The sequence below is a fragment of the Streptomyces sp. Ru62 genome (assembly GCF_002920615.1).
Classification (GTDB): domain Bacteria; phylum Actinomycetota; class Actinomycetes; order Streptomycetales; family Streptomycetaceae; genus Streptomyces.
Map to the genome: position 1 here is coordinate 459,635 of NZ_PQSU01000002.1, position 25,328 is coordinate 484,962.

21 protein-coding genes are annotated in these 25,328 nt (G+C 70.4%); 19 read left to right on the forward strand and 2 right to left on the reverse strand.

The window, feature by feature from the left end:
• Window positions 1-173: 173 nt before the first annotated feature.
• The 4 genes from tig (at window position 174) to clpX (ending at window position 4,634) form a co-directional block, all read left to right on the forward strand.
• Entirely contained in the window at window positions 174-1,562 is a 1,389-nt protein-coding gene (gene tig, locus C3492_RS04510) for a trigger factor (RefSeq protein WP_103810393.1), read from the forward strand.
• Between the two features lie 275 nt (window positions 1,563-1,837).
• A complete protein-coding gene (locus C3492_RS04515) occupies window positions 1,838-2,443 on the forward strand; it encodes an ATP-dependent Clp protease proteolytic subunit (protein ID WP_181140197.1) in 606 nt (201 codons plus the stop codon).
• 67 nt (window positions 2,444-2,510) lie between these two features.
• Entirely contained in the window at window positions 2,511-3,176 is a 666-nt protein-coding gene (locus C3492_RS04520; protein ID WP_030648613.1) for an ATP-dependent Clp protease proteolytic subunit, read from the forward strand.
• A gap of 171 nt (window positions 3,177-3,347) precedes the next feature.
• Window positions 3,348-4,634: an ATP-dependent Clp protease ATP-binding subunit ClpX gene (gene clpX / locus C3492_RS04525; protein ID WP_030648610.1), complete on the forward strand. Its 1,287-nt coding sequence runs from the start codon at window positions 3,348-3,350 to the stop codon at window positions 4,632-4,634.
• 70 nt (window positions 4,635-4,704) lie between these two features.
• On the opposite strand, the gene C3492_RS04530 is transcribed toward clpX, so the two are convergent.
• Complete coding sequence (locus tag C3492_RS04530; RefSeq protein ID WP_103810395.1) at window positions 4,705-5,667, reverse strand: hypothetical protein; 963 nt, start codon at window positions 5,665-5,667, stop codon at window positions 4,705-4,707.
• Window positions 5,668-5,804: 137 nt separating this feature from the next.
• Here C3492_RS04530 and C3492_RS04535 point away from each other — a divergent pair, with 137 nt between their 5' ends.
• The 11 genes from C3492_RS04535 to C3492_RS04585 all read left to right on the forward strand — a co-directional run bounded on the left by C3492_RS04535 (window position 5,805) and on the right by C3492_RS04585 (window position 21,340).
• The gene (locus C3492_RS04535) at window positions 5,805-8,429 is read left to right on the forward strand and encodes a valine--tRNA ligase (RefSeq protein ID WP_103810396.1); all 2,625 of its coding nucleotides are present in this window, start codon (window positions 5,805-5,807) and stop codon (window positions 8,427-8,429) included.
• Between the two features lie 278 nt (window positions 8,430-8,707).
• Complete coding sequence (locus C3492_RS04540; protein ID WP_103810397.1) at window positions 8,708-10,222, forward strand: folylpolyglutamate synthase/dihydrofolate synthase family protein; 1,515 nt, start codon at window positions 8,708-8,710, stop codon at window positions 10,220-10,222.
• Window positions 10,223-10,231: 9 nt separating this feature from the next.
• Window positions 10,232-10,594 carry a DUF4233 domain-containing protein gene (locus C3492_RS04545; RefSeq protein ID WP_103810398.1) on the forward strand — a complete coding sequence of 121 codons (363 nt, stop codon included), beginning with the start codon at window positions 10,232-10,234 and terminating at the stop codon, window positions 10,592-10,594.
• Window positions 10,595-10,659: 65 nt separating this feature from the next.
• Window positions 10,660-11,073, forward strand: coding sequence for a nucleoside-diphosphate kinase (gene ndk / locus C3492_RS04550; RefSeq protein ID WP_103810399.1), 414 nt, complete (start codon window positions 10,660-10,662; stop codon window positions 11,071-11,073).
• Between the two features lie 261 nt (window positions 11,074-11,334).
• Window positions 11,335-12,354 (forward strand): rod shape-determining protein, encoded by a 1,020-nt coding sequence (locus C3492_RS04555; protein ID WP_014672705.1) that lies wholly within the window; start codon window positions 11,335-11,337, stop codon window positions 12,352-12,354.
• Between the two features lie 165 nt (window positions 12,355-12,519).
• Complete coding sequence (mreC, locus tag C3492_RS04560) at window positions 12,520-13,458, forward strand: rod shape-determining protein MreC (RefSeq protein ID WP_103810400.1); 939 nt, start codon at window positions 12,520-12,522, stop codon at window positions 13,456-13,458.
• Between the two features lie 13 nt (window positions 13,459-13,471).
• Window positions 13,472-14,149, forward strand: a complete 678-nt coding sequence (mreD, locus tag C3492_RS04565) for a rod shape-determining protein MreD (protein WP_103810401.1) — start codon at window positions 13,472-13,474, stop codon at window positions 14,147-14,149.
• Window positions 14,150-14,310: 161 nt separating this feature from the next.
• Window positions 14,311-16,563: a penicillin-binding protein 2 gene (gene mrdA, locus C3492_RS04570; protein ID WP_103810402.1), complete on the forward strand. Its 2,253-nt coding sequence runs from the start codon at window positions 14,311-14,313 to the stop codon at window positions 16,561-16,563.
• On the forward strand, window positions 16,560-17,756 hold the full coding sequence (rodA, locus tag C3492_RS04575; RefSeq protein WP_103810403.1) for a rod shape-determining protein RodA: 1,197 nt from the start codon (window positions 16,560-16,562) through the stop codon (window positions 17,754-17,756). Before mrdA ends, rodA begins: the two co-directional genes overlap by 4 nt.
• 49 nt (window positions 17,757-17,805) lie before the next feature.
• A complete protein-coding gene (locus C3492_RS04580; RefSeq protein WP_103810404.1) occupies window positions 17,806-19,308 on the forward strand; it encodes a CYTH and CHAD domain-containing protein in 1,503 nt (500 codons plus the stop codon).
• Window positions 19,309-19,378: 70 nt separating this feature from the next.
• A complete protein-coding gene (locus C3492_RS04585) occupies window positions 19,379-21,340 on the forward strand; it encodes a TIGR03960 family B12-binding radical SAM protein (RefSeq protein ID WP_103810405.1) in 1,962 nt (653 codons plus the stop codon).
• Between the two features lie 192 nt (window positions 21,341-21,532).
• On the opposite strand, the gene C3492_RS44100 is transcribed toward C3492_RS04585, so the two are convergent.
• Window positions 21,533-21,775 carry a hypothetical protein gene (locus tag C3492_RS44100; protein ID WP_146075641.1) on the reverse strand — a complete coding sequence of 81 codons (243 nt, stop codon included), beginning with the start codon at window positions 21,773-21,775 and terminating at the stop codon, window positions 21,533-21,535.
• A gap of 375 nt (window positions 21,776-22,150) precedes the next feature.
• On the opposite strand from C3492_RS44100, the gene C3492_RS04590 reads away from it, so the two are divergent.
• The 4 genes from C3492_RS04590 to C3492_RS04605 form a co-directional block, all read left to right on the forward strand.
• On the forward strand, window positions 22,151-22,750 hold the full coding sequence (locus C3492_RS04590; RefSeq protein ID WP_103810406.1) for a hypothetical protein: 600 nt from the start codon (window positions 22,151-22,153) through the stop codon (window positions 22,748-22,750).
• A 37-nt stretch (window positions 22,751-22,787) separates the two neighbouring features.
• Window positions 22,788-23,900 (forward strand): hypothetical protein, encoded by a 1,113-nt coding sequence (locus C3492_RS04595; RefSeq protein ID WP_103810407.1) that lies wholly within the window; start codon window positions 22,788-22,790, stop codon window positions 23,898-23,900.
• 46 nt (window positions 23,901-23,946) lie between these two features.
• Window positions 23,947-24,717 (forward strand): TIGR03936 family radical SAM-associated protein, encoded by a 771-nt coding sequence (locus C3492_RS04600; protein WP_103810408.1) that lies wholly within the window; start codon window positions 23,947-23,949, stop codon window positions 24,715-24,717.
• Between the two features lie 262 nt (window positions 24,718-24,979).
• Window positions 24,980-25,328, forward strand: a 349-nt coding sequence (locus C3492_RS04605) for a hypothetical protein (RefSeq protein WP_146075642.1), incomplete at its 3' end; no start/stop codon positions are given.

Here is a 25,328-nt window from a genome sequence, read left to right on the forward strand (position 1 = left end):
AGTGACGTCGCGGTGATCGCCTTTTGGGGCGCCGACCGGCTGCGGTTACTATGCAAGCTGCGCGCCCGTGTGTCCCGGCCCTCACGGCCTACGTACTCCTCCGGGCGGCGAAATCCGCCGGACCCATCGGGCTCCGGCAGAACCCGAGAAGTCAGCCACAAGGAGACCGAACCGTGAAGAGCGCCGTGGAGACCCTGAACCCGACCCGGGTTCGGCTCACTGTCGAGGTGCCCTTCGAGGAGCTCAAGGACAGCCTCGACGCGGCGTACAAGAAGATCAACCAGCAGGTCACGGTGAAGGGCTTCCGCAAGGGCAAGATCCCGGCCCGCGTGATCGACCAGCGGTTCGGCCGCGGTGCGGTGCTGGAGGAGGCCGTCAACGACGCGCTGCCCAAGTTCTACACCGAGGCGGTCAACGAGGCCGAGCTGAGCCCGCTGGGCCAGCCCGACGTCGACATCACCGAGCTGAAGGACGGCGAGACGCTGAACTTCACCGCCGAGGTCGACGTCCGCCCGGCCCTGGAGATCCCGGACTACTCCGGCATCGAGGTCGAGGTCGACGCCGTCGAGGTGACGGACGAGGACATCGAGAAGTCCGTGGAGCAGCTCCGTGAGCGCTTCGCGTCGACCTCTCCGGTCGAGCGCGCCGCCGAGGACGGCGACGTCGTCACCATCGACCTGGAGGCCAAGGTCGACGGCGAGGTGCTGGAGGACGGCATCGCGAACGGCGTCTCCTACACCATCGGCTCCGGCGAGCTGCTGGACGGCATCGACGACGCCGTCAAGGGCCTGTCCGCCGGTGAGGAGGCCACCTTCACCTCCGAGCTGAAGGGCGGCTCCGCCGCGGGCAAGGAGGCCGAGGTCACCGTCAAGGTCACCCAGGTCGCCGCCCGCGAACTGCCCGAGCTGGACGACGAGTTCGCGCAGCTGGCCTCCGAGTTCGACACCCTGGAGGAGCTGAAGGCCGACAGCCGCAAGCGCCTCACCAACATGAAGCAGTTCGACCAGGCCACGCAGGCCCAGGAGCGCGTCCTGGAGAAGCTGCTGGAGCTGGTGGAGGTCCCGGTCCCCGAGAAGCTCCTCGAGGACGAGATCAACACCCGCAAGCACAACCTGGAGCACCACCAGCTCGCGCAGATGGGCCTCACCCTCGACAAGTACCTGGAGATCCAGGGCAAGACCGCCGAGGAGTTCGAGACCGAGACCCGCGAGGCCGCGGTCAAGGGCATCAAGACCCAGTTCGTCCTCGACGAGCTGGTCAAGAAGGAGAACCTCAACGTCAACCAGGAGGAGCTCACCGAGCACCTCATGCGGCGTGCGGCCTCCTCCGGCATGTCCCCCGACCAGTTCGCCCAGGCCGTCGTCGAGGGCGGCCAGGTGCCGCTGCTGGTCGGCGAGGTCGCCCGCGGCAAGGCCCTGGCCGTCGTGGTCGAGTCCGCCACGGTGAAGGACACCAACGGCGAGGTCGTCAACCTGGACGACGAGGAGGAGACCGAGGAGGCGCCGGCCGAGGCCGAGGCCACCGAGGCGTCCGACTCCGCCGAGGAGAAGACCGAGGGCTGAGCGGCCCTGCGGCGCCTGTGAGGCACGTACGACGGGCCCCGGGGGGCTTCCCCCGGGGCCCGTCGCCTTCCCCCGGACCCGTCCCCCGCCGCCTGCCCCGGCACGGCCGTGGCGGGCATTCCCCGGCGCCCCCGCTGAGCGACCTGCGCTCACAGCGAACAGCTCACTTACCGGGATTCCCCGGAGGGAACGTCGCGTTAGGGTCCATGAAAGGCAGAACAATGAGACGGCCCGGCGCCGTCGTAAGACGAGCAGGTGGATACGTGACGAATCTGATGCCCTCCGCCGCCGGCGAGCCTTCCATCGGTGGTGGCCTCGGCGACCAGGTCTACAACCGGCTGCTCAACGAGCGGATCATCTTCCTCGGCCAGCAGGTTGACGACGACATCGCCAACAAGATCACCGCGCAGCTGCTGCTCCTTGCCGCCGAGCCGGACAAGGACATCTACCTCTACATCAACAGCCCGGGCGGCTCGGTCACGGCCGGCATGGCGATCTACGACACCATGCAGTACATCCCGAACGACGTGGTGACGATCGCCATGGGCATGGCCGCCTCGATGGGCCAGTTCCTGCTGACCGGCGGCGCGGCCGGCAAGCGCTTCGCCCTGCCGCACGCGGACATCATGATGCACCAGGGCTCCGCGGGCCTCGGCGGTACGGTCTCGGACATCAAGATCCAGGCCGAGTACCTGATGCGCACCAAGAAGCGCATGTCGGAGCTGACCGCCCTCCACTCGGGCCAGACGGTCGAGACGATCATCCGCGACGGCGACCGCGACCGCTGGTTCACCCCGGAGGAGGCCAAGGAGTACGGTCTCATTGACGAGATCATCACGCACGCCTCGGGTGTTCCGGGAGGCGGCGGCACCGGTGCCTGACCGGTCCGGCCACGCCACGCACCGCCGAGACACCAGCCCCCCGAACGCCACCAGGACGGTGAACCCCATGAGCAACTTCCCCGGCGCCGCCAGCGGCATGTACGAAGGGCCCCGCCCCGACAGCCGCTACGTCATCCCGCGCTTCGTCGAGCGCACCTCCCAGGGCATCCGCGAGTACGACCCGTACGCGAAGCTCTTCGAGGAGCGCGTGATCTTCCTGGGCGTCCAGATCGACGACGCCTCCGCCAACGACGTCATGGCGCAGCTGCTGTGCCTGGAGTCGATGGACCCGGACCGGGACATCTCGATCTACATCAACAGCCCCGGTGGCGACATGACCGCCCTCACGGCGATCTACGACACGATGCAGTTCGTGAAGCCCGACATCCAGACGGTCTGCATGGGCCAGGCGGCCTCCGCCGCGGCCATCCTGCTCGCCGCGGGCACCCCCGGCAAGCGCATGGCGCTGCCGAACTCCCGGGTGCTGATCCACCAGCCGGCCGGCTCCACCGGCCGCGGCCAGCTCTCCGACCTGGAGATCATCGCCAACGAGTTCACCCGGATGCGTGAGCAGCTGGAGAACATGCTGGCCAAGCACTCGAACCGGCCGATCGAGCAGGTCCGCGAGGACATCGAGCGGGACAAGATCCTCACGGCCGAGGAGGCGCTGGAGTACGGCCTCGTCGACCAGATCATCTCCACCCGCAAGCTGAACAACAGCGCGGTCCGCTGACAGCGCAACCACGCACGTGGGGCCCCTCTTGGCACGGTGCACGTCAAAGTGAACCCTGCCAAGGGGGGCCCGAACACCGGGCCCGGCAAGGTACCGTCGGACATAAGGCAGCACCAGGAGCCGCTGGACTCATAGCGTCCAGGCGTCTCCCAGGCGAAGGGGAAGCACACCGTGGCACGCATCGGTGACGGCGGCGATCTGCTCAAGTGCTCGTTCTGCGGCAAGAGCCAGAAGCAGGTCAAGAAGCTCATCGCAGGGCCCGGTGTGTACATCTGCGACGAGTGCATCGATCTCTGCAACGAGATCATCGAGGAAGAGCTCGCGGAGACCAGCGAGGTGCGCTGGGAGGAGCTGCCCAAGCCCCGCGAGATCTACGAGTTCCTTGAGGGCTACGTGGTCGGCCAGGAGGCCGCCAAGAAGGCGCTCTCCGTCGCGGTGTACAACCACTACAAGCGGGTCCAGGCGGGCGAGAACGGCGGCGCGAGCGGCCGTGACGACGCCATCGAGCTGGCGAAGTCCAACATCCTGCTGCTGGGCCCCACGGGCTCCGGCAAGACGCTCCTCGCGCAGACGCTGGCGCGCATGCTGAACGTCCCGTTCGCGATCGCCGACGCCACGGCGCTGACCGAGGCGGGCTACGTGGGCGAGGACGTCGAGAACATCCTCCTCAAGCTCATCCAGGCGGCCGACTACGACGTCAAGAAGGCCGAGACCGGGATCATCTACATCGACGAGATCGACAAGGTCGCGCGGAAGAGCGAGAACCCGTCGATCACCCGTGACGTCTCGGGCGAGGGTGTCCAGCAGGCCCTGCTGAAGATCCTGGAGGGCACCACGGCCTCGGTCCCGCCGCAGGGCGGCCGCAAGCACCCCCACCAGGAGTTCATCCAGATCGACACGACGAACGTGCTGTTCATCGTGGGCGGCGCCTTCGCGGGTCTGGAGAAGATCATCGAGGCGCGGGCCGGCGCGAAGGGCATCGGCTTCGGCGCCACGATCCTCTCCAAGCGCGAGCTGGAGTCGAAGGACGTCTTCGAGGACGTCATGCCGGAGGACCTGGTCAAGTTCGGCATGATCCCCGAGTTCATCGGCCGCCTGCCGGTGATCACCTCGGTCCACAACCTGGACCGCGAAGCGCTCCTGAAGATCCTGGTCGAGCCCCGCAACGCGCTGGTCAAGCAGTACCAGCGCCTGTTCGAACTCGACGGCGTGGAGCTGGACTTCGAGCGCGAGGCGCTGGAGGCCATCGCCGACCAGGCCATCCTCCGCCAGACCGGCGCCCGCGGCCTGCGCGCCATCATGGAGGAGGTCCTCCAGGGTGTGATGTACGAGGTCCCGTCCCGCAAGGACGTCGCCCGCGTCGTCATCACCGCCGACGTGGTCCTCTCCAACGTCAACCCGACCCTGATCCCGAGGGACGCCCGGGGGCGGGGCTCGGGGGAGCAGAAGACGGCGTAGCCGCACCCGTCACGCACGAAGGGGCCCCGGTCGACCGACCGGGGCCCCTTCGTCGTCGCCGGGGAACGCGTCAGCTCTTGACGCGGACCTGCGCGCGGAACTTGGCGGTGAGTTCCGCGTCCTTCGCCGGGTCGCTGCTCCGGCCCGCCGCGAGGTTGGCGAAGTCCATCGGCATGACCATGCCTATGGTGCTGTGGTCGCCCCAGACGCAGATCGTGAGCGTCACGTCCTTCGGTCCGCCGCTGCCCGCGCCGGTGGGGGCCGTGGCCTGCTGGCACTTGAGGATCGCGCCGTCGAGCCCGGCCGGGGTGTACTCCTTCGGCTCGCCCTTCAGGGCGACGTCCTTGCTGTCGCTGTCCTTCTGCGACTCGGACTTGAAGAACGCGAACATCGCGTCGACGGTCTTCTCGGGGTCGTCGATGGTGCCGTAGACACCGCCGAAGTTGAGCCCCTTCTTGCTCAGCGGATTGTCCGGGTCCCCGGCCTCGTACGCGGCGCTGACGTCCTTGGGGTCGTGCACACCCCACTTCTCGGCGTCCTTCAGGTCGCTGTCCGTCATGCTGCCGCTGTCACCCTTGGACTTCTTGTACTCGGACAGCACGGTCGCAGGCGTCGTCAGCTTGTGCGGTCCGTCGTCCGCCACGCCGCCGCTGCCGCTCCCGCTCAGCAGGAAGTACGCGCCCACCGCCACGGCCGCCACCACGGCCACCGCGCCGATGATCAGGCCCGTCTTCTTCTTGCCCCCGGCCGGCTGCGGTGCCTGCGGCATGCCGTAGGCCGGCTGCTGCTGCCCGTAAGGGTTCGGCTGCTGGCCGTACGGGCCGGGCTGCTGCGGCGCGCCCTGCTGCGGGTAGCCGTAGCCCGGCTGCGGGGTCTGCGGGGTCTGCTGGGGGTAGCCGTAGCCGGGCTGGGGAGCCTGCGGCGGCTGGCCGTAGGGGCCCGGCTGGCCGTACGGCCCAGGCTGCCCCTGCTGGCCGTACGGACCCGGCTGCTGGGGCTGCTGGCCGTACGGGCCCGGCTGGTTGTTGCTCATTCCTGGGTTCCCCTCCAGAAGCTTATGTGTTCCTGACATCCTGACCCAGGCACGGGAACGGCACGGCACCGGGGGCCGCACCGTTACAGAACAAAGGCGTTTCGGGACCACCCCGTGACACCTCTAAACTGACCTGCGTGACCGAGAACGCTCAGCAGCAGCCACCCGCGCCCGACACCGAACTGCCGACCCAGTACGCGCCGGCCGATGTAGAGGGGCCGCTGTACGAGCGCTGGGTAGAGCGGGGCTACTTCGAGGCGGACGCGAAGAGCGAGAAGCCGCCGTACACGATCGTCATCCCGCCGCCGAACGTCACGGGCAGCCTGCACCTCGGGCACGCCTTCGAGCACACGATCATCGACGCCCTCACCCGCCGCAAGCGGATGCAGGGCTACGAGACGCTGTGGCAGCCCGGCATGGACCACGCCGGCATCGCCACGCAGAACGTGGTCGAACGCGAGCTGGGCAAGGAGGGCAAGTCCCGGCAGGACCTGGGCCGCGAGGCCTTCGTCGAGCGGGTCTGGCAGTGGAAGGCCGAGTCCGGCGGGCAGATCTCCGGGCAGATGCGGCGCCTCGGTGACGGCGTCGCCTGGTCGCGTGAGCGCTTCACCATGGACGAGGGCCTGTCCCAGGCCGTCCAGACCATCTTCAAGAAGCTTTACGACGACGAGCTGATCTACCGCGCCGAGCGCATCATCAACTGGTGCCCCCGCTGTCTGACCGCGATCTCGGACATCGAGGTCGAGTACCAGGACGACGACGGCGAACTGGTCTCCATGAAGTACGGCGAGGGGGACGACACCATCGTCGTCGCCACCACCCGCGCCGAGACGATGCTCGGTGACACCGCCGTCGCCGTCCACCCGGACGACGAGCGGTACAAGCACCTCGTCGGCAAGCTGATCCGGCTGCCGCTGACCGAACGCTCCATCCCGGTCGTCGCGGACACGCACGTCGACCCCGAGTTCGGCACCGGCGCCGTCAAGGTCACCCCGGCGCACGACCCGAACGACTTCGAGATCGGCCAGCGCCACGACCTGCCGACCATCACCGTGATGGACGAGCACGCCGTGATCACCGTCCACGGCCCCTTCCAGGGCATGGACCGCCTGGAGGCCCGCTCGGCGATCGTCGCCGCGCTGCGCGCCGAGGGCCGGATCGTCGCCGAGAAGCGGCCGTACGTCCACTCCGTCGGCCACTGCTCGCGCTGCAAGACCACCATCGAGCCGCGCCTGTCCATGCAGTGGTGGGTCAAGGTCGGCCCGCTGGCCAAGGCTGCCGGCGACGCCGTCCGCGAGGGCAAGGTCAAGATCCATCCGCAGGAGATGGAGAAGCGCTACTTCGACTGGGTCGACAACCTCCACGACTGGTGCATCTCGCGCCAGCTCTGGTGGGGCCACCGCATCCCGGTCTGGTACGGCCCGGACGGCGAGGTCGTCTGCGTCGGCCCGGACGAGGAGCCGCCGGCCGGCGAGGGCTGGCACCAGGAGACCGACGTCCTCGACACCTGGTTCTCCTCCGGCCTGTGGCCCTTCTCCACGCTGGGCTGGCCCGAACAGACCGAGTCGCTCGCGAAGTTCTACCCGAACTCCGTCCTGGTCACCGGCTACGACATCCTCTTCTTCTGGGTCGCCCGGATGATGATGTTCGGCCTGTACGCGATGGACGGCACCCCGCCGTTCCACACCATCGCCCTGCACGGCATGGTCCGCGACCAGTTCGGCAAGAAGATGTCCAAGTCCTTCGGCAACGCGGTCAACCCGCTGGACTGGATGGACAAGTACGGCTCCGACGCCCTGCGCTTCACGCTGGCCCGCGGCGCCAACCCGGGCGTCGACGTGCCGATCGGCGAGGACTGGGTCCAGGGCTCCCGCAACTTCGCCAACAAGATCTGGAACGCGACCCGCTTCGCGCTGATGAACGGCGCGACGGTGGACGGCCCCCTGCCGGACCCGTCGGCCATGTCGGCCACGGACCGCTGGATCCTCTCCCGCCTCAACTCCGTCGTCGCCGAAGTCGACGCCTACTACGACGACTTCCAGTTCGCCAAGCTCTCCGACGCCCTCTTCCACTTCGCGTGGGACGAGGTCTTCGACTGGTACGTCGAGCTGTCCAAGACGGTCTTCCAGGCGGGCGGCGAGCCGGCCGAGGTCTCCAAGCGCGTCCTCGGCGAGGTCCTGGACGTCACCCTCAAGCTGCTGCACCCGGTGGTCCCGTTCGTCACCGAGACCCTCTGGACGACGCTGACCGGCGGCGAGTCGATCGTCATCGCCGACTGGCCGACCGACAGCGGCTTCCGGGACGCGGCGGCCGAGCGGGAGATCTCCACCCTCCAGTCGGTCATCACCGAGGTCCGCCGCTTCCGCGCCGACCAGGGCCTCCAGCCCGGCCAGCGGGTCCCGGCCCGTCTGACGCTGGACGGCACGCCGCTCGCCCCGCACGAGGCCGCCATCCGTCAGCTCCTCCGTCTCCAGCCGGAGGGCGAGGGCTTCACGGCCACGGCGACCCTGCCGGTGGCGGGCGCCGAGGTGGCCCTCGACCTCTCCGGCACGATCGACGTCGCCGCGGAGCGCAAGCGCCTGGCCAAGGACCTGGCCGCCGCGGAGAAGGAGAAGGCCCAGGCCACGGCCAAGCTCGGCAACGAGGCGTTCCTGGCGAAGGCTCCGGAGAACGTGGTGGACAAGATCCGCACGCGCCTGGCCAAGGCGGACGAGGACATCGCCCGCATCACCGCGCAGCTGGAGAAGCTGCCGGAGGCGTAGGCACCGGCACGCTGCTCAAGGCCCCCGGAACCTCAGGGCTCCGGGGGCCTTGGCGCGCCCGGAGGGGCACGGGGAACTGCGCGACAAGCCACGACGCACCCGCACCCGGCCGACCGGCCCAGGACACCCCGCACGGCTCCCGAGCACCACACACCGCGTCCGGCCACCCCACACCGCGCCCGAGCTCCCCCGCGCCCGGGCCCCCGCACCCGCCCGGCAAGACAAGCCACCCCATACCGGCGCCGCGCCGCAGGCACCCGCTCCGTAGACTGGGCCCCGTGAGCGAAGCGCCCGGCACCAGCGACACCCCCGACCCCCTCGACTCCTTCGACGAGATCATCGAAGCCGAGACCACCCGCGACCCCGACCTCGCGGTCATCGAGGCCGGCAGCCGCACCCTGCGCACCCAGGGCGGCCCTCCGCAGGCGGACGTGCCCGCCCGCCCCGAGGACCCCGAGGTCGACAGGGCCCTGCGGGAGGTCGAGGCGGAGCTCGCCACCCGCTGGGGCGAGACGAAGCTTGAGCCCTCGGTCAGCCGCATCGCCGCGCTGATGGACGTGCTGGGCGAGCCCCAGCGGTCTTACCCCTCGATCCACATCACGGGCACGAACGGCAAGACCTCCACCGCCCGCATGATCGAGGCCCTGCTCGGCGCCTTCGAGCTGCGCACCGGCCGCTACACCAGCCCGCACGTGCAGTCGATCACCGAGCGGATCAGCCTGGACGGCGCCCCGATCACCGCCGAGCGGTTCATCGAGACGTACCAGGACATCAAGCCGTACGTCGAGATGGTGGACGGGCAGCAGGAGTACCGGCTGTCCTTCTTCGAGGTGCTCACCGGCATGGCCTACGCGGCCTTCGCGGACGCCCCCGTGGACGTCGCCGTCGTCGAGGTCGGCATGGGCGGCTCCTGGGACGCCACCAACGTGATCGACGGCGACGTCGCCGTCGTCACCCCCATCGACCTCGACCACACCGACCGGCTCGGCGAGACGCACGCGCAGATCGCCGGCGAGAAGAGCGGCATCATCAAGCAGGACGCGACCGTCATCCTGGCCCAGCAGCCGGTGGACGCGGCGCAGGTGCTGCTGAAGAAGGCCGTGGAGGTCGACGCCACGGTGGCCCGCGAGGGGCTGGAGTTCGGGGTCGTCGACCGGCAGGTCGCCGTCGGCGGGCAGCTCCTCACGCTGCGCGGCCTCGGCGGCGAGTACCACGAGGTGTACCTGCCGCTGCACGGCGCCCACCAGGCACACAACGCGGCCGTCGCGCTCGCCGCCGTGGAGGCGTTCTTCGGCGTCGGCGCGCAGCGCGCCGAGCCGCTGGACATCGACACCGTGCGCAAGGCGTTCGCGGCCGTGTCGTCCCCGGGCCGGCTGGAGGTCGTACGGCGCTCTCCCACCGTCGTGCTGGACGCCGCGCACAACCCGGCGGGTGCCGAGGCCACCGCCGAGGCCGTGCGGGAGGCGTTCGACTTCACCCGGCTGATCGGGGTCGTCGGCGCGAGCGGCGACAAGAACGTGCGCGGGCTGCTGGAGGCCTTCGAGCCGATCTTCGCGGAGGTCGTCGTCACGCAGAACTCCAGCCACCGCGCCATGGACGCGGACGAGCTGGCCGCGATCGCCGTCGAGGTGTTCGGCGACGAGCGCGTGCAGGTCGAGCCACGGCTGCCGGACGCCCTGGAGGCCGCGATCACGCTGGCCGAGGAGGAGGGCGAGTTCGCGGGCGGCGGTGTGCTGGTGACCGGTTCCGTCATCACGGTCGGCGAGGCCCGGCTGCTGCTGGGGAAGGGCTGAGAGTCGAAGATGCGTACGCTCTGTGCATCGACCCTGATCGGCGAGTTCTTCGTCATCGGCTTCGCCGGGCTCGTCGCCATGAAGGACCCGGACCTGTCCACGTCGACGGTGTGGACGGTCAGCGGCATCGCCATGCTGCTGTGCGTGCTGCTGTGCGGCATGGTGACCCGGCCCGGCGGGGTCGCCCTCGGCTGGGCCCTGCAGCTCGCCCTGATCGCCTCCGGTGTCTTCGTCCCGACCATGTACTTCCTGGGCGCGGTGTTCGCGGCGCTGTGGTGGGCGTCGGTGCACTTCGGGAGAAAGGTGGACGAGGCGAAGGCCCGCTTCGCGGCCCAGGACCGGTCCTCCTCCTCCACGGCTGACGCTGCGTAACAAAGGCCCCGACACGCCCTGTAACCTCATCCCACCGCACCCGCAAGTCGTGTAAGGAGCCCCTCGTGAGCCAGCGCACCCTCGTCCTCCTCAAGCCCGACGCCGTCCGTCGCGGCCTGACCGGCGAGATCATCAGCCGCATCGAACGCAAGGCCGGCTGGCGGATCACGGCGCTGGAGCTGCGCACCCTGGACCAGGACACGCTGGAGCAGCACTACGGCGAGCACAAGGGCAAGCCGTTCTACGAGCCGCTGGTGGAGTTCATGTCCTCCGGTCCGGTCGTCGCGCTGATCGTGGAGGGCGAGCGGGTCATCGAGGGCGTGCGCCGGCTCGCCGGCCCGACCGACCCGATCGCCGCCGCGCCCGGTTCGATCCGCGGCGACTACGGCGTGATCGTCCGCGAGAACCTGATCCACGCCTCCGACTCCGAGGAGTCCGCCGAGCGCGAGGTGAAGATCTTCTTCCCGGGCCGCGCGTAACGCCCGTCCGCCGCGGAGGGGGTCCGGGACCACGCCCGGACCTTTCCGGCACAGTCCTGGCATTTGAGGGAACGAGCGCCCCCGAACGCCCGTCTCCACAAGCGGGGCGGCACGCCATCTGGTGACAATGGCGGAGACCCTCGCGCAGTGTTCGTGCAGGCGCGTTTACGATGGAAGCCTTCACGTCACAGCACCCGCCTCGCCGACCTGACATGCCCTCAAAGGCTCAGGACGGCCAGATGAATCCGGATGGGGAACTCAATGTCGTTCATCGGCCGTGACATGGCTGTCGACCTCGGGACCGCCAACACGCTGGTGTACGTCAGGGGTCGCGGGATCGTACTGAACGAGCCGTCCGTCGTGGCGATCAACACCAACACGGGTGGGATCCTCGCGGTCGGTGCCGAAGCGAAGAAGATGATCGGCCGGACTCCGGGCAACATCGTGGCGGTCCGTCCGCTGAAGGACGGCGTGATCGCCGACTTCGAGATCACCGAGCGGATGCTCCGCTACTTCATCCTGAAGATCCACAAGCGGCGGTACCTGGCCCGGCCGCGGGTCGTCGTCTGTGTGCCCTCGGGCATCACGGGCGTCGAGCGCCGGGCGGTCATCGAGGCGTCCTCCCAGGCCGGCGCCCGCCAGGTGCACATCATCGAGGAGCCCATGGCCGCCGCCATCGGCTCCGGCCTGCCGGTCCACGAGGCCACGGGCAACATGGTGGTGGACATCGGCGGCGGCACCACGGAGGTCGCGGTCATCTCGCTCGGCGGGATCGTCACCGCCCAGTCCATCCGCGTCGCCGGCGACGAACTGGACAACGCGATCATCCAGTACATCAAGAAGGAGTACAGCCTCCTCCTGGGTGAGCGCACGGCGGAACAGATCAAGATCACGATCGGTTCGGCGTACGACCTGGACACCGACGAGCACACCGAAGTGCGCGGCCGGGACCTGGTCTCCGGGCTGCCGAAGACCGTCGTCATCTCGGCGGCCGAGGTCCGCAAGGCGATCGAGGAGCCGGTCAACGCGATCGTGGACGCGGTGAAGACCACCCTCGACAAGTGCCCGCCGGAGCTGTCCGGCGACATCATGGACCGAGGAATCGTTCTGACCGGCGGCGGAGCCCTGCTGCGCGGGCTCGACGAGCGGCTGCGGCGGGAGACCGGCATGCCGATCCACATCGCCGAGGACCCGCTGGACAGCGTCGCGCTCGGCTCCGGCAAGTGCGTCGAGGAGTTCGAGGCGCTGCAGCAGGTCCTGGACGCCCAGCCGCGCAGATGACGCGACTTGTCGATTCCGCCGTACGAGACGTTCTCCTCTCGTGCGGCGGATCGTTGACATAGAGGCATAAGCTCCCACGAATGGGCCTCTTGGGCCGCGTCACAGTACGCGCGTTCTCCAGGGGTCCGACGAATTCCTACTTGAGGAAGGGCACGGCCGCCGCACGTGAGGGACACGAAAGAGAGCCGGCTGCTCCTGGTCCTGTTGGTCGCCATCGCGTTCGCACTGATCACGGTGGACATCCGCGGAGGCCGGAACTCCCCGGTCGACGGTGCCCGGCACGCCGCCGCGGCGGCGTTCGGCCCGGTCGAGAACGGGCTGTCCTCCGCGGTGGACCCGGTCGGCAACGCCGTCTCCGCGATCCGCGACTCCGGCAGCCGGCACGACCGGCTCGCCGCGCTGGAGAAGGAGAACGCGGCCCTCAAGGCCAAGCTCGGCAGCGACGACCGCAACCGCAGCCGTCTGGCGCAGCTCGACAAGCTGCTCAAGGTGGCCGGCGAGGGGCAGTACGGCATCAAGGGCGCCCAGGTCATCGCCATAGGCTCGGCCCAGGGCTTCTCCTGGACCATCACCATCGACGCCGGCGCGAACGACGGCATCAAGCGGGACATGACCGTCCTGAACGGGGACGGCCTGGTCGGCCGGGTCACCACCGTCGGCCCCGGCACCTCCACCGTGCTGCTCGCCAACGACCCCGACTTCACCGTCGGCACCCGCATGGAAGCGGGCGACGAACTCGGCTTCGCCTCCGGGCAGGGCGACCGCCCGCTGCGCGTGGAACTGCTCAACGGCAAGGCGGAGGTGAAGAAGGGCGACCGGCTCGTCACGTTCGGCTCGCAGGCCGACAAGCCCTTCGTGCCCGGTGTCCCGGTCGGCGTGGTCTCCCGCGTCGACCCCTCCGGCGGCGGCCTGACCCGCACGCTGTACGTCACCCCGTACGTCAGCTTCACCAAGCTCGACATCGTCGGCGTGGTCGTCGCGCCGCCGAAGCAGGACCCGCGGGACACCGTGCTCCCGGCCAAGCCGAAGCCGGTCCCGACGCCGACGGTGACCGTGACGGTCACCCCGTCGGCCGACGCCCCCGCCACCGACGAGCAGCAGTAGGAGCTGTATCCCCATGCGTGTCAACCGGATCCTGCTCTCGACCCCGCTGGTCGTCGTGGCCCTGGTGATCCAGGTGAGCGTCCTCGCCCGGCTGCACCTGCCGGGCGCCGTCCCCGACCTGCTGCTGCTCACCGTCCTCGGCCTGGCGATGGTCTACGGCCACGTCGGCGGCGCCCTCGTCGGTTTCGGCGCCGGTCTCCTCGCCGACCTGGCCCCGCCGGCCGACCACGCGGCCGGCCGGTACGCGCTCGTGCTGTGCGTCATCGGCTACTTCGCCGGGCTCGTCAAGCCGGAGAACGGCCGGCTGAAGTCGGCGACCGGCCCGATGGCCGTCGTGGTCGCCGCCGCCATCGGCTCCACCCTGCTCTACGCCGGAGTGGGCGCCCTGGTCGGCGACACCGCCGCCCGCCATGTCGGGCTGCCCGGGCTGCTGTTCTCGGCCGCCCTGTACGACCTGCTGCTCGCCCCGTTCGTCGTGCCCGGCGTGATGTGGCTGGCCCGCCGCGCCGACAACGATCCGCTCACCGAGACCGGGCCCGCGGCCAAGGCCGGGGACATCTCCTCGGGCTGGCTCTCCTCCGGCACGGGCCTGCGCATCGGCAGCCAGCGCAGCGGCCTGGGCGCCCTGAAGGCCAGGGCGCGCACGCGCTCCGCCCGGGTGGGCCGCATCAAGGGGGTCAAGCGACTGTGAGGGGCGGGGAGTTCCGCGCCGGTGCGTCGGCCTCCGGTGCGTCGGCCTCCGGTGAGTTCACTCGAACGGGTCAGCGTTCCTGGAACGCGGGTTCACAGGCTGGTCGTTCATCCTTCGTACGCGTTCCCGCACAGATGCACTGAGAGGGGGAGACAGCCGCAGTGACCAACATCCCCGAGACCGGTCGGACCCCACGGGTCCAGATCCGGCTCGTCGTCATCCAGATCCTCGTTCTCTCCCTCCTCGGCACGCTCGGCGGCCGGTTGTGGTACCTCCAGATCCGGGAGGGCGCCGAGTACCAGAAGGAGGCGTCCGGCAACCACGTCCAGCAGGTCGTCGACCCGGCCGTGCGCGGCGACATCCTGGACGCCCGGGGCGTCCCCCTCGCGGACAACGAGACCCGCCTGGTGGTCTCCGCCTCCCGCACCGACCTGCTGAAGCAGAAGGACGACGGCAAGGCCGTCCTCACCAAGCTGGCCGGCGTCCTCGGCATGCGCCCCGAGGAGGTCATGCAGAAGGTCCGGCTGTGCGACGCCAAGACCCCCCAGCCCTGCTGGAACGGCTCGCCCTACCAGCCGATCCCGATCACCGACGAGGCCACCGCCAAGCAGGCCCTGCAGATCCGCGAGCGCTCCGAGGACTTCCCCGGCATCACCGCCGAGCCCGAGGCCGTCCGCCGCTACCCGGGGCCGGGCAAGTCCAACACCGCGCAGGTGCTCGGCTATCTCTCGCCCGTCACCGACGCCGAGATCCAGCAGGCCAAGGACACCGACTCGCCCTACCTGCGCTCCGACATGGTGGGCCGCTCCGGCCTGGAGCGGACGTACGACAAGGTGCTGCGCGGCAAGGCCGGCGTCACCCGCTACGAGGTCGACAACCTCGGCCGGGTCATCGGCAAGGCCAAGTCGGATGCGGCGGAGCCCGGTTCGAACCTGGTCACCAGCATCGACTCCCGCGTCCAGCGGGTCGCCGAGTACGAGCTGGACAAGGCGATGAAGGCCGCCCGCCAGCAGTTCGACAAGATCACCGGCACCAACTACAAGGCGGACTCCGGTGCCGTCGTGGTGATGGAGGCCAAGACCGGCCGCATCGTCGCCATGGCCTCGGCGCCGACGTACGACCCGAACGTCTGGGTCGGCGGCATCTCCGCCAAGGACTACAAGGCCCTCACCGGCAAGGACTCGGACTACCCCCTGCTCAACCGGGCCATACAGGGTCAGGCCGCCCCCGGCTCGACGTTCAAGGTGGTCTCCACGGCCGCCGCGGTCGAGGCCGGCTACGACTTCGACGGCCGCTACCCCTGCACCAGCTCCTACTCGGTCGGCGGCCAGGTCTTCAAGAACTTCGAGGGCGAGAACTTCGGTCCGATCCCGCTGGGCCGCGCCCTGGAGGTCTCCTGCGACACCGTCTTCTACTACCTGGCCGACAAGGAGTGGAAGAAGGACGGCGGCATCAATCCCAAGAAGGGCCAGCCGAAGGACTACTTCTACAAGGCCGCCCACCAGTTCGGCCTCGGCAAGGAGACCGGCATCGACCTGCCCAACGAGGTCACCGGCCGCGTCCCCGACCGCCAGTGGAAGCAGGCGTACTGGAAGGCGAACAAGGACGCCTGGTGCAAGAGCGGCAAGAAGGACGGCTCCTACGTCGAGAAGATCGCCTACGAGAACTGCCTCGAAGGCAACAAGATGCGCGAGGGCGACTCGATCAACTACTCCATCGGCCAGGGTGACACCCTCGTCACCCCGATCCAGGAGGCCGTGATCTACGGCGCCGTCGCCAACGGCGGCACGATGTACCAGCCGACCATCGGCAAGGCGGTCATCAGCGCCGACGGCAAGACCGTGCGGGAGATCAAGCCGACGAAGCGCGGCAAGCTGCCCGTCAGCCAGGCCACCCTCCGGGGCATGGACGACGCCTTCGCGGGCGTCATCACCCGCGGCACGGCGGCCTGGAAGTTCGGCGGCTGGCCGCAGGACAAGATCCCCCTGCACGCCAAGACCGGTACCGCCGAGGTCTACGGCAAGCAGACCACGTCCTGGCTGGCCACCTACTCCAAGGACTACACGGTGATCATGACGATCGCCCAGGCCGGTACGGGTTCCGGCGCCTCCGGTGAGGCCGTGCGCAACATCTACAGCGCGCTCTACGGCGTCCAGGGCGACGGCTCCATCGACAGCAAGAAGGCGCTGCTGCCCGAGCCGCAGAAGGGCCTGCCGAAGGTCCGCACGGACGGCACCATCGCCGCCCCGAAGGTCACCGGCGACCCGGCGAAGGACGCCGAGGCCGCGCAGAAGAACAACCCGACCAACGGCGACGACCAGCAGCCCGCGGGTACCACACCCTCGCCCGGTACGGGCAACCGTGACACCCGCAGGCGGTCTCGCAGGAGGGGAAGCCGGAGGATGCCCTCATGACCGGCGCGAACAGCTTCTCCGTCTCCGGGTACGGCCCCGAGCGGGCCGGCTGGACCAGGATCTTCGCCCGCGACTCGCTCACCCGCAGGCTGGACTGGCCGATACTGCTCGCGGCCACCGCCCTGTCCCTGCTGGGCTCCCTGCTGGTGTACTCGGCGACCCGCAACCGCACCGAGCTCAACCAGGGCGACCCGTACTTCTTCCTGCTCCGGCACCTGATGAACCTCGGCATCGGGATCGCCCTGATGATCGGCACCGTCTGGCTCGGCCACCGCGCCCTGCGCAACGCCGTGCCGATCCTCTACGGCCTGTCGGTGCTCCTTGCCCTGGTGGTCCTCACCCCGCTCGGCGCCACGATCAACGGCCAGCGCAACTGGCTGGTGATCGGCGGCTTCTCGCTCCAGCCCGCCGAGTTCCTCAAGGTCTCGATCATCCTGGGCATGGCCATGCTGCTGGCCGCGCGGGTGGACGCGGGCGACAGGCCGTACCCCGACCACCGGACCGTGTTCCAGTCCCTGTGCCTGGCCGCCGTCCCGATCATGATCCTGCTGCTCATGCCCGACCTCGGCTCGGTGCTGGCCATGGTGGCGATCATCCTCGGCGTGCTGCTCGCCTCCGGCTCCTCCAACCGCTGGGTCTTCGGTCTGCTCACCGCCGGTGTCATCGGCTGCATCGCGATCTGGCAGCTGCACATCCTGGACGAGTACCAGATCAACCGGTTCGCGGCCTTCGCCAACCCGGACCTGGACCCGGCCGGTGTCGGCTACAACACCAACCAGGCCCGCATCGCCATCGGATCCGGCGGACTCACCGGGGCCGGGCTGTTCCACGGCTCGCAGACCACCGGCCAGTTCGTGCCCGAGCAGCAGACCGACTTCGTGTTCACGGTCGCGGGAGAGGAGCTGGGCTTCGTCGGCGCCGGCTTCATCATCTTCCTGCTCGGTGTCCTCCTGTGGCGCGCCTGCCGGATAGCGCGTGACTCGACCGAGCTGTACGGGACGATCGTCGCCGCCGGGATCGTGGCCTGGTTCGCCTTCCAGTCCTTCGAGAACATCGGCATGACCCTCGGCATCATGCCGGTCACCGGTCTGCCCCTGCCCTTCGTGTCGTACGGCGGCTCCTCCATGTTCGCGGTGTGGGTCGCGGTGGGACTCTTGCAGTCGATCAAGGTGCAACGGCCCATGTCGGCGTAGACCCCGGCGCCCTCTGCCGTACCGGCGCCCCGGACACTAGATTCGGTGCATGGCGGATGCGAAACGCGAGATCGAGCGCAAGTACGAGTCCGAGGACAGCGGGCTGCCGGACCTGACCGGCGTCGGCCCGGTGGCAGCCGTCCTGGACAAGGGCCTGATGGAACTCGACGCCACGTACTACGACACCGCCGACGAACGTCTGGCCGCCGCCGCCCTCACCCTGCGCCGCCGCACCGGCGGCGCGGACGCCGGCTGGCACCTGAAGTTCCCGGTCGCCCCCGGAGTCCGCGACGAGATCCAGGCCCCGCTCTCCGACACCGTCCCCGAGGAGATCGCGGCCCTCGTCCGCTCCCGCGTCCGGGACGCCGAGCTCGTCCCGCTGGTCCGGCTGCGCTCCGCCCGGGACGTCCGGCACCTCGTCGACACCGAGGGCGCGCTGCTGGCCGAGGCCAGCGTCGACGCCGTGACCGCCGAGCGGTTGAGCGGCAGGGGCGGGGTCGCCCAGTGGACCGAGATCGAGGTGGAACTGGCCGACGGCGGCGACCCGGCCCTCCTCGACCGGTTGGAGAAGCGGCTGCGCAAGGCGGGCGTACGGCCGTCCCGGTCGCCGTCGAAGCTGGCACGTGCCCTGGAACAGACGGCCGGCGGCCGGCGCCGGAAGGAGGCCGGGCCCCCGCCACCGGTGACCGCCGGTGACCACGTCCTCGCCTACCTCCGCGCCCAGCGGGACGCGCTGGTCGAGCTGGACCCCGCCGTCCGCCGCGACCTGCCCGACGCCGTGCACCGGATGCGGGTCGCCACCCGGCGCGCCCGCAGCACCCTGCGCACCTTCGGCGCCCTCCTGGACCGCACCGTCACCGACCCCGTCGGCACCGAGCTGAAGTGGCTCGCCGGCGAACTGGGCGTCGAACGCGACCAGGAGGTGCTGGCCGACCGCCTGACCACCGCCCTCGACGCGCTCCCGGCCGCCCTGATCACCGGCCCCGTCCCCGAGCGGCTGACCGCCTGGTCCCGGGCCCGGCACGGCGGCGCCCACGCCCACCTCGGCGGCGTGCTGGACTCCCGCCGCTATCTGGCCCTGCTGGACGCCCTGGACGCCCTGCTCACGGACCCGCCGCTGCGCAAGGCGGCCGGCCGGAAGCCGGGGAAGGCCCTCGCCAAGGCCGTGGGCAAGAACGAGAAGAAGCTGACCGAGGTCGTGGAGCACGCGCTGGCCCTGCCGCCGGGACAGGACCGCGACCTCGCCCTCCACGAGGCCCGCAAGAAGGCCAAGCGCACCCGCTACGCCGCCGAGGCCGCCACCGAGGCGCTCGGCGCCCCCGCCCGCACCCTGACCAAGGCCATGAAGTCCCTGACCACCCTCCTGGGCGACCACCAGGACAGCGTCATGGCCCGCCGCACCCTCCGCGAGCTCGCGGCGGTGGCGCACGCGGCGGGGGAGAGCGCGTTCACCTACGGGGTGCTGTACGGCAGGGAGGAGGCGCGGGCGGCGGCGACCGAGGCGGAGCTGCCCGGACGCTGGAAGGAGATCAGGTCCGGGGCGGATCGCTGAGCGTTCGGGGGAGGCCGCCGGGCGGGTTAGGCTTGATGGTCCCCCCTGTCAGCTCATGAAGGTTCGCGAGATGCCTGTCGAGTCGGTTTTCCCGCAGCTCGAAGCTCTGCTCCCGCACGTGCAGAAGCCGATCCAGTACGTCGGCGGAGAGCTCAATTCCACGGTCAAGCCGTGGGACGAGTGCGACGTCCGCTGGGCGCTCATGTACCCGGACGCCTACGAGGTCGGTCTGCCCAACCAGGGCGTCATGATCCTCTACGAGGTCCTCAACGAGCAGGAGGGGATCCTCGCCGAGCGCACCTACAGCGTCTGGCCGGACCTGGAGGAGCTCATGCGGGAGCACGGCGTCCCGCAGTTCACGGTGGACAGCCACCGCCCGGTGAAGGCCTTCGACGTGTTCGGCCTCAGCTTCTCCACGGAGCTGGGCTACACGAACATGCTCACCGCGCTGGACCTGGCCGGCATCCCGCTGGAGTCCAAGGACCGCACGATCGACGACCCGATCGTCCTGGCCGGCGGCCACGCCGCCTTCAACCCGGAGCCGATCGCCGACTTCATCGACGCGGCGGTCATCGGCGACGGCGAGCAGGCCGTGCTGGACATGACCCGGATCATCCGCGAGTGGAAGGCCGAGGGCCGCCCCGGTGGCCGCGAGGAGGTCCTCTTCCGTCTCGCGAAGACCGGCGGGGTCTACGTACCGGCGTTCTACGACGTCGAGTACCTCCCCGACGGCCGTATCGCCCGCGTGGTCCCGAACAAGTCGGGCGTCCCGTGGCGTGTGTCCAAGCACACGGTCATGGACCTGGACGAGTGGCCGTACCCCAAGCAGCCGCTGGTCCCCCTGGCCGAGACGGTCCACGAGCGGATGTCGGTCGAGATCTTCCGCGGCTGCACCCGCGGCTGCCGCTTCTGCCAGGCGGGCATGATCACCCGCCCGGTGCGCGAGCGCTCCATCACGGGCATCGGCGAGATGGTCGACAAGGGCCTCAAGGCGACCGGCTTCGAGGAGGTCGGCCTGCTGTCGCTGTCGTCGGCCGACCACTCGGAGATCGGCGACATCGCCAAGGGCCTCGCCGACCGCTACGAGGACGACAAGATCGGCCTGTCCCTCCCCTCCACCCGTGTCGACGCCTTCAACATCGACCTGGCGAACGAGCTGACCCGCAACGGCCGCCGCTCGGGTCTGACCTTCGCCCCGGAGGGCGGCTCGGAGCGCATCCGCAAGGTCATCAACAAGATGGTCTCGGAGGAGGACCTGATCCGTACGGTCGCCACGGCCTACGGCAACGGCTGGCGCCAGGTGAAGCTGTACTTCATGTGCGGCCTGCCGACGGAGACCGACGACGACGTCCTCCAGATCGCCGACATGGCGACCCGCGTCATCCAGAAGGGCCGCGAGGTCTCGGGCTCGAACGACATCCGCTGCACGGTCTCGATCGGCGGTTTCGTCCCGAAGCCCCACACCCCCTTCCAGTGGGCCCCGCAGCTCTCCGCCGAGGAGACGGACGAGCGCCTCGCGAAGCTCCGCGACAAGATCCGCGCCGACAAGAAGTACGGCCGCTCCATCGGCTTCCGCTACCACGACGGCAAGCCCGGCATCGTGGAGGGCCTGCTCTCCCGCGGCGACCGCCGCATCGGCGCGGTCATCCGCGCGGTGTACGACGACGGCGGCCGCTTCGACGGCTGGCGCGAGCACTTCTCCTACGACCGCTGGATGCGGTGCGCCGACAAGGCCCTCGCCCCCTACGGCGTGGACGTCGACTGGTACACCACCCGCGAGCGCAGCTACGAGGAGGTCCTGCCCTGGGACCACCTCGACTCCGGTCTGGACAAGGACTGGCTCTGGGAGGACTGGCAGGACGCCCTCGACGAGACGGAGGTCGAGGACTGCCGCTGGACCCCGTGCTTCGACTGCGGCGTCTGCCCGCAGATGGACACCCACATCCAGATCGGCCCGACCGGCAAGAAGCTGCTCCCCCTGACGGTGAAGAACGCGGGTCCGACGCCGGCCGCGAGCGGTCACACGCACTGACGCCAACGGGGTCGAGCCGCTCCGCGTGGCGCGTCAAGTAGCCCTGGGACGCGGGGCGCTGACCGTCGGACGTGGTCGACAGGGCGGTCGGGAAGGGGAGTTCGCCCCTGTTCCCGGCCGCCCTGTGTCGGATGGTGGACCTTACATGTGCGGTTGTGTGGTTGACGGGCGGGAACTACTCCCGCCCGCCCGTCAGTTGCAGAAGTTGAGGATGGGGAGGAGGCCGTTGCCGCACTGGAACTCGTCGCCGTCCCCACCGCCGCCGTGGCCGCCGTAGGCGGGGGTGGCGGTGGCGACGTGCGCGGCGGGTGTCGCGGCGACGGCGGACGTGGCGGTCGCCACTCCCGCCGCACAGGCGATGCCCACTGCGGCGCTCACCACGAAGAGTCGCGAGATACGGGAAACGGCCTTCTTGGAGTGAGGTGTTGTGTTCATGGACTCACCATGCACACCCCCGCGACCGGTTGCTCGCCGAGCGCATCCGAGCGGGTGAGCGCCCCTCCGGAGGGCGGATCAGGATGCGTTTTCCCGGGACACGCAGGCCTCGGCTGACCGCTCTTGAGCGGTGTGCGACGTGTCAACCAGCCTGCTCGTGGGCCGAGTTGTCCGGGCGCCGGGACGGAGCGAGTCCAGCGCGACGGAATCTCGTGATCGCACCGAACGGGATGTTGCGGATGCCCTCCGCCGTCCGGACCACATGCTCGCGCCAGGGGTCCTCCGCCGGGACCGCACGGCGGGCGGAGGGCGGCATCCCGGCGGCACGATAGGGGGAGGACGGGGGCGGCCGCGCCAATCGACGGGAGGCTTCCCATGGCCCAGCAGACGGCGACGAAGACCCCGGTCGAGAAGCCCGTCGGCACCGGTGGCGTCTTCTTCTCGTTCGCCCCGTGGATCATCTTCGGCGTGGTCGCCAGTCCCAGTACCTGGCAGTACGCGGCCCTCGCCGCGCTGATCGCCTCGATCGCCCTGTCGGCACAGGACATGCTGCACGGCACACTGCGCGTCCTCGACGTGACCGGCATCGTGTTCTTCGCCGTGCTCTCGGTCCTGGCGCTGGCCCTGGACCGCGGGGAACTCGCCTGGCTGGAGACGTACGCCCAGGTCATCTCGAACGGGCTGGTGGCCGTCGTGGCGCTCGGCTCGCTGCTCACCGACCCCTTCACCGCGCAGTACGCGAGGGAACGGACACCCCGGGAATTCTGGGACTCGCCCGTCTTCCGGCACATCAACCGGGTGCTGACGGTCCTGTGGGGGGTGGCCTTCGCCCTGATGACGGTCTCCACCTGGCTGGCCGTCCGCCACCCGGCCCAGGACGACTGGTTCAACTGGGTCGTCCCCATCGCCCTGCTGGTCCTGGCCGTGAAGTTCACACAACGCTATCCGGAGTCCTACAAGGCACGCGTGACCTGACCGGATCCGAACGGGCGGTCCGCGCGTCTACCCCTGTATGGACCTCCAGAAGCCGCCGCCCGCCTCCCACCAGCCCGAAGGGTGCCTCGTCGTCGCCGTCCGCCTCCCGGTGCGGATCGTCGTCCTGGTGCTGGTCGTGCCGGTACGGATGGTGTGGGACGCTCTCGTCGTCACCGGGCGGTTCCTGCGCGACACCGTGTTCAGGCCGCTCGGGCGGGCCCTGCTGTGGGCCGGCCGGGCCCTGTTCGTGTGGCCCTTCGTGGGCCTGTGGCGGTACGTCCTGGTGCCCGCCGGCAGGGTCCTCGCCTGGCTCGGCACCGTCCTCCTGGTGCTGCCGGCCGTGTGGTCGTACCGCTGCCTCCTCACGCCCGTCGGCCACGCCCTCGCCTGGCTGGCGCGCGGGGCCGGAGCCGGGCTCGCGTGGGTGTACGCGCGCCTGCTCACCCCGGCCGGGCACGCGCTGGCCTGGCTGCTGAAGGGAATCGGCGCGGTACTGGCCGCCCTCGGTGCCGGGGCGTACGCGGCCGTCGCCTGGTTGCTGCGGTACCTGCTCGTCGTACCCGCGCGGTGGCTGTACACGTGGGTCCTCGCACCCGTCGGCCGGGCCGTCGCCTGGTGCGCCCGGGGAGCGGGGTGGCTGCTGGGGCTGGTCGTCACCGGGGCCGGCCTGGCCCTGTACTGGACCGGCCGCGTCCTGCTCGTGCTGCCCGCGCTCGCGCTGTGGCGCTGGGTGCTCGCACCCGCCGGCCGGTTCCTCGTGGTCGTCGCGCGCGAGGCGGGGGAGGCCCTCGGACACGCCTGGCGGGTCGCCGGACGGATCTCCCTGGCCGTCGGGCGCGCACTGGGGACCCTCTTCCGGTGGATCTTCGTGAACCCGGTGCGCCGGGTGTACCGGACCGTCCTCACCCCGGTCGGGCACGTCGTGCGGGACGCCGTCCTGCGGCCCCTCGCTGAGGGCCTGCGCGCGGTGGGCCGGGCCTCGCGGGAGGCACTGGCCACGGCCCGGGACACCGTGCGGCAGGCCCGCGCGGACGTCCGCCGGATGCTGTTCGGCGAGCCCCGGCAGCCGGTGGTGGTGGACCGGCGGGAACCCACCGCCCGCGACACACGTACTCTTGGTAGGAGTACGACCGCTCTCACGAAGGACTAGGACACTGGGCAAGCGACAGCCCGAAGGCCCGCCGCCCGCACCCGCGGTGCAGCGCATCCGACTGCGCTACACCAAGCGCGGCCGCCTGAGGTTCACCAGCCACCGAGACTTCCAGCGCGCCTTCGAGCGTGCGCTGCGCCGCGCCGAGGTGCCGATGGCCTACTCGGCCGGGTTCACGCCGCACCCGAAGGTGTCGTACGCCAATGCCGCACCCACCGGCACGGGCAGTGAGGCGGAGTACCTGGAGATCGCGCTCACCGAAGCGCGCGATCCCGAGACCCTGCGCGTCCTCCTCGACGAGTCGCTGCCCGCCGGGCTCGACGTCGTCGAGGCGGTCGAGGCGCGGACCTCGGGTCTCGCCGACCGGCTGACGGCCTCCGTGTGGGAGCTGCGGCTGGACGGCGTCGACCCGGCCGACGCCGAGCGCGCGGTCGAGGCCTTCACCAAGGCCGACGCCGTCGAGGTGCAGCGGTTGACCAAGAACGGCGTCCGCACCTTCGACGCCCGCCCGGCCGTGGTGAGCCTGGAGACGCACGGTGCGCCGGCTGATAGGCCGACCGACCAGCCCTGTGCGATACTGCGGCTGGTTGTTCGGCACGTGACGCCTGCCGTACGACCCGACGACGTCCTGTCCGGTCTCCGCGCCGTGGCCGACCTGGCGCCGCCGGTCCCCGCAGCGGTGACCAGGCTGGCGCAGGGGCTGTTCGATGAAGAGACCGGCACGGTGACCGACCCGCTCGCGCCCGACCGCGAGGCTGCCGGGGCCCTGACGGCCCAGCCGGCCGCCGCCGCGACGGCGCCGGAAGGTCCCGCGTAGGGACGGACGTCGTAGCGCCGCCCTCGTACTCGGGAGCCACCTGGGTCGGGCAGCGCACCGACCAGAAGACTTTCGCCAGGCCGTACCGACAAGGCGTACGGAACCGGCGAGACAGGACACAGAGTGCTCCCGTGCGGCGCCCGCGCCCCGGACGGCGGCCACCGCGCATCGCGCGGGCCGCGGACGTCAACGGCGGACGGTCCCCTGAGACCGGTGCCGGACCAGGTGCGGCGCCCGGGAGCCTGACGGGAGAAACGCCCGCATGCTCGAACCGACCGAACCCACTGAGGGTTCCGAACTGAACACTCCGAGCGACACCCTGCCGCCGCGCAGGCGTCGTCGTGCCGCCTCTCGCCCGGCGGGCCCGCCCGCCGCGGCGGAGGCGCCCGCGGAGGTCACCGTGCCGGCCATACCGGCCGCGGAGGCCGACGAGGTCACCGGGGTGACCGAGGACGTCAGCGAGGCCACCGGGACCGGCGTGATCGCCGAGGCCGCAGAGACCGAAGCGGCTGCCGCCGCCGGGGAAGCCGCTCCCGCGCGTCCGCGTCGTCGTGCGGCCCGCCGGGCGTCCGCGCCCGCCGGTTCGCCGACATCGGCCGAGGCCGCCGAGA

Excerpts from the sequence above, each read along its gene's own strand:
- C3492_RS04515 (WP_181140197.1), top strand. The coding sequence starts at position 1,838 with ATGCCCTCCGCCGCCGGCGAGCCTTCCATCGGTGGTGGCCTCGGCGAC.
- C3492_RS04520 (WP_030648613.1), top strand. The coding sequence starts at position 2,511 with ATGAGCAACTTCCCCGGCGCCGCCAGCGGCATGTACGAAGGGCCCCGC.
- C3492_RS04530 (WP_103810395.1), bottom strand. The coding sequence starts at position 5,667 with ATGAGCAACAACCAGCCGGGCCCGTACGGCCAGCAGCCCCAGCAGCCG.
- C3492_RS04545 (WP_103810398.1), top strand. The coding sequence starts at position 10,232 with ATGCGTACGCTCTGTGCATCGACCCTGATCGGCGAGTTCTTCGTCATC.
- C3492_RS04555 (WP_014672705.1), top strand. The coding sequence starts at position 11,335 with ATGTCGTTCATCGGCCGTGACATGGCTGTCGACCTCGGGACCGCCAAC.
- mreD (WP_103810401.1), top strand. The coding sequence starts at position 13,472 with ATGCGTGTCAACCGGATCCTGCTCTCGACCCCGCTGGTCGTCGTGGCC.
- rodA (WP_103810403.1), top strand. The coding sequence starts at position 16,560 with ATGACCGGCGCGAACAGCTTCTCCGTCTCCGGGTACGGCCCCGAGCGG.
- C3492_RS04580 (WP_103810404.1), top strand. The coding sequence starts at position 17,806 with ATGGCGGATGCGAAACGCGAGATCGAGCGCAAGTACGAGTCCGAGGAC.
- C3492_RS04585 (WP_103810405.1), top strand. The coding sequence starts at position 19,379 with ATGCCTGTCGAGTCGGTTTTCCCGCAGCTCGAAGCTCTGCTCCCGCAC.
- C3492_RS44100 (WP_146075641.1), bottom strand. The coding sequence starts at position 21,775 with ATGAACACAACACCTCACTCCAAGAAGGCCGTTTCCCGTATCTCGCGA.
- C3492_RS04590 (WP_103810406.1), top strand. The coding sequence starts at position 22,151 with ATGGCCCAGCAGACGGCGACGAAGACCCCGGTCGAGAAGCCCGTCGGC.
- C3492_RS04595 (WP_103810407.1), top strand. The coding sequence starts at position 22,788 with ATGGACCTCCAGAAGCCGCCGCCCGCCTCCCACCAGCCCGAAGGGTGC.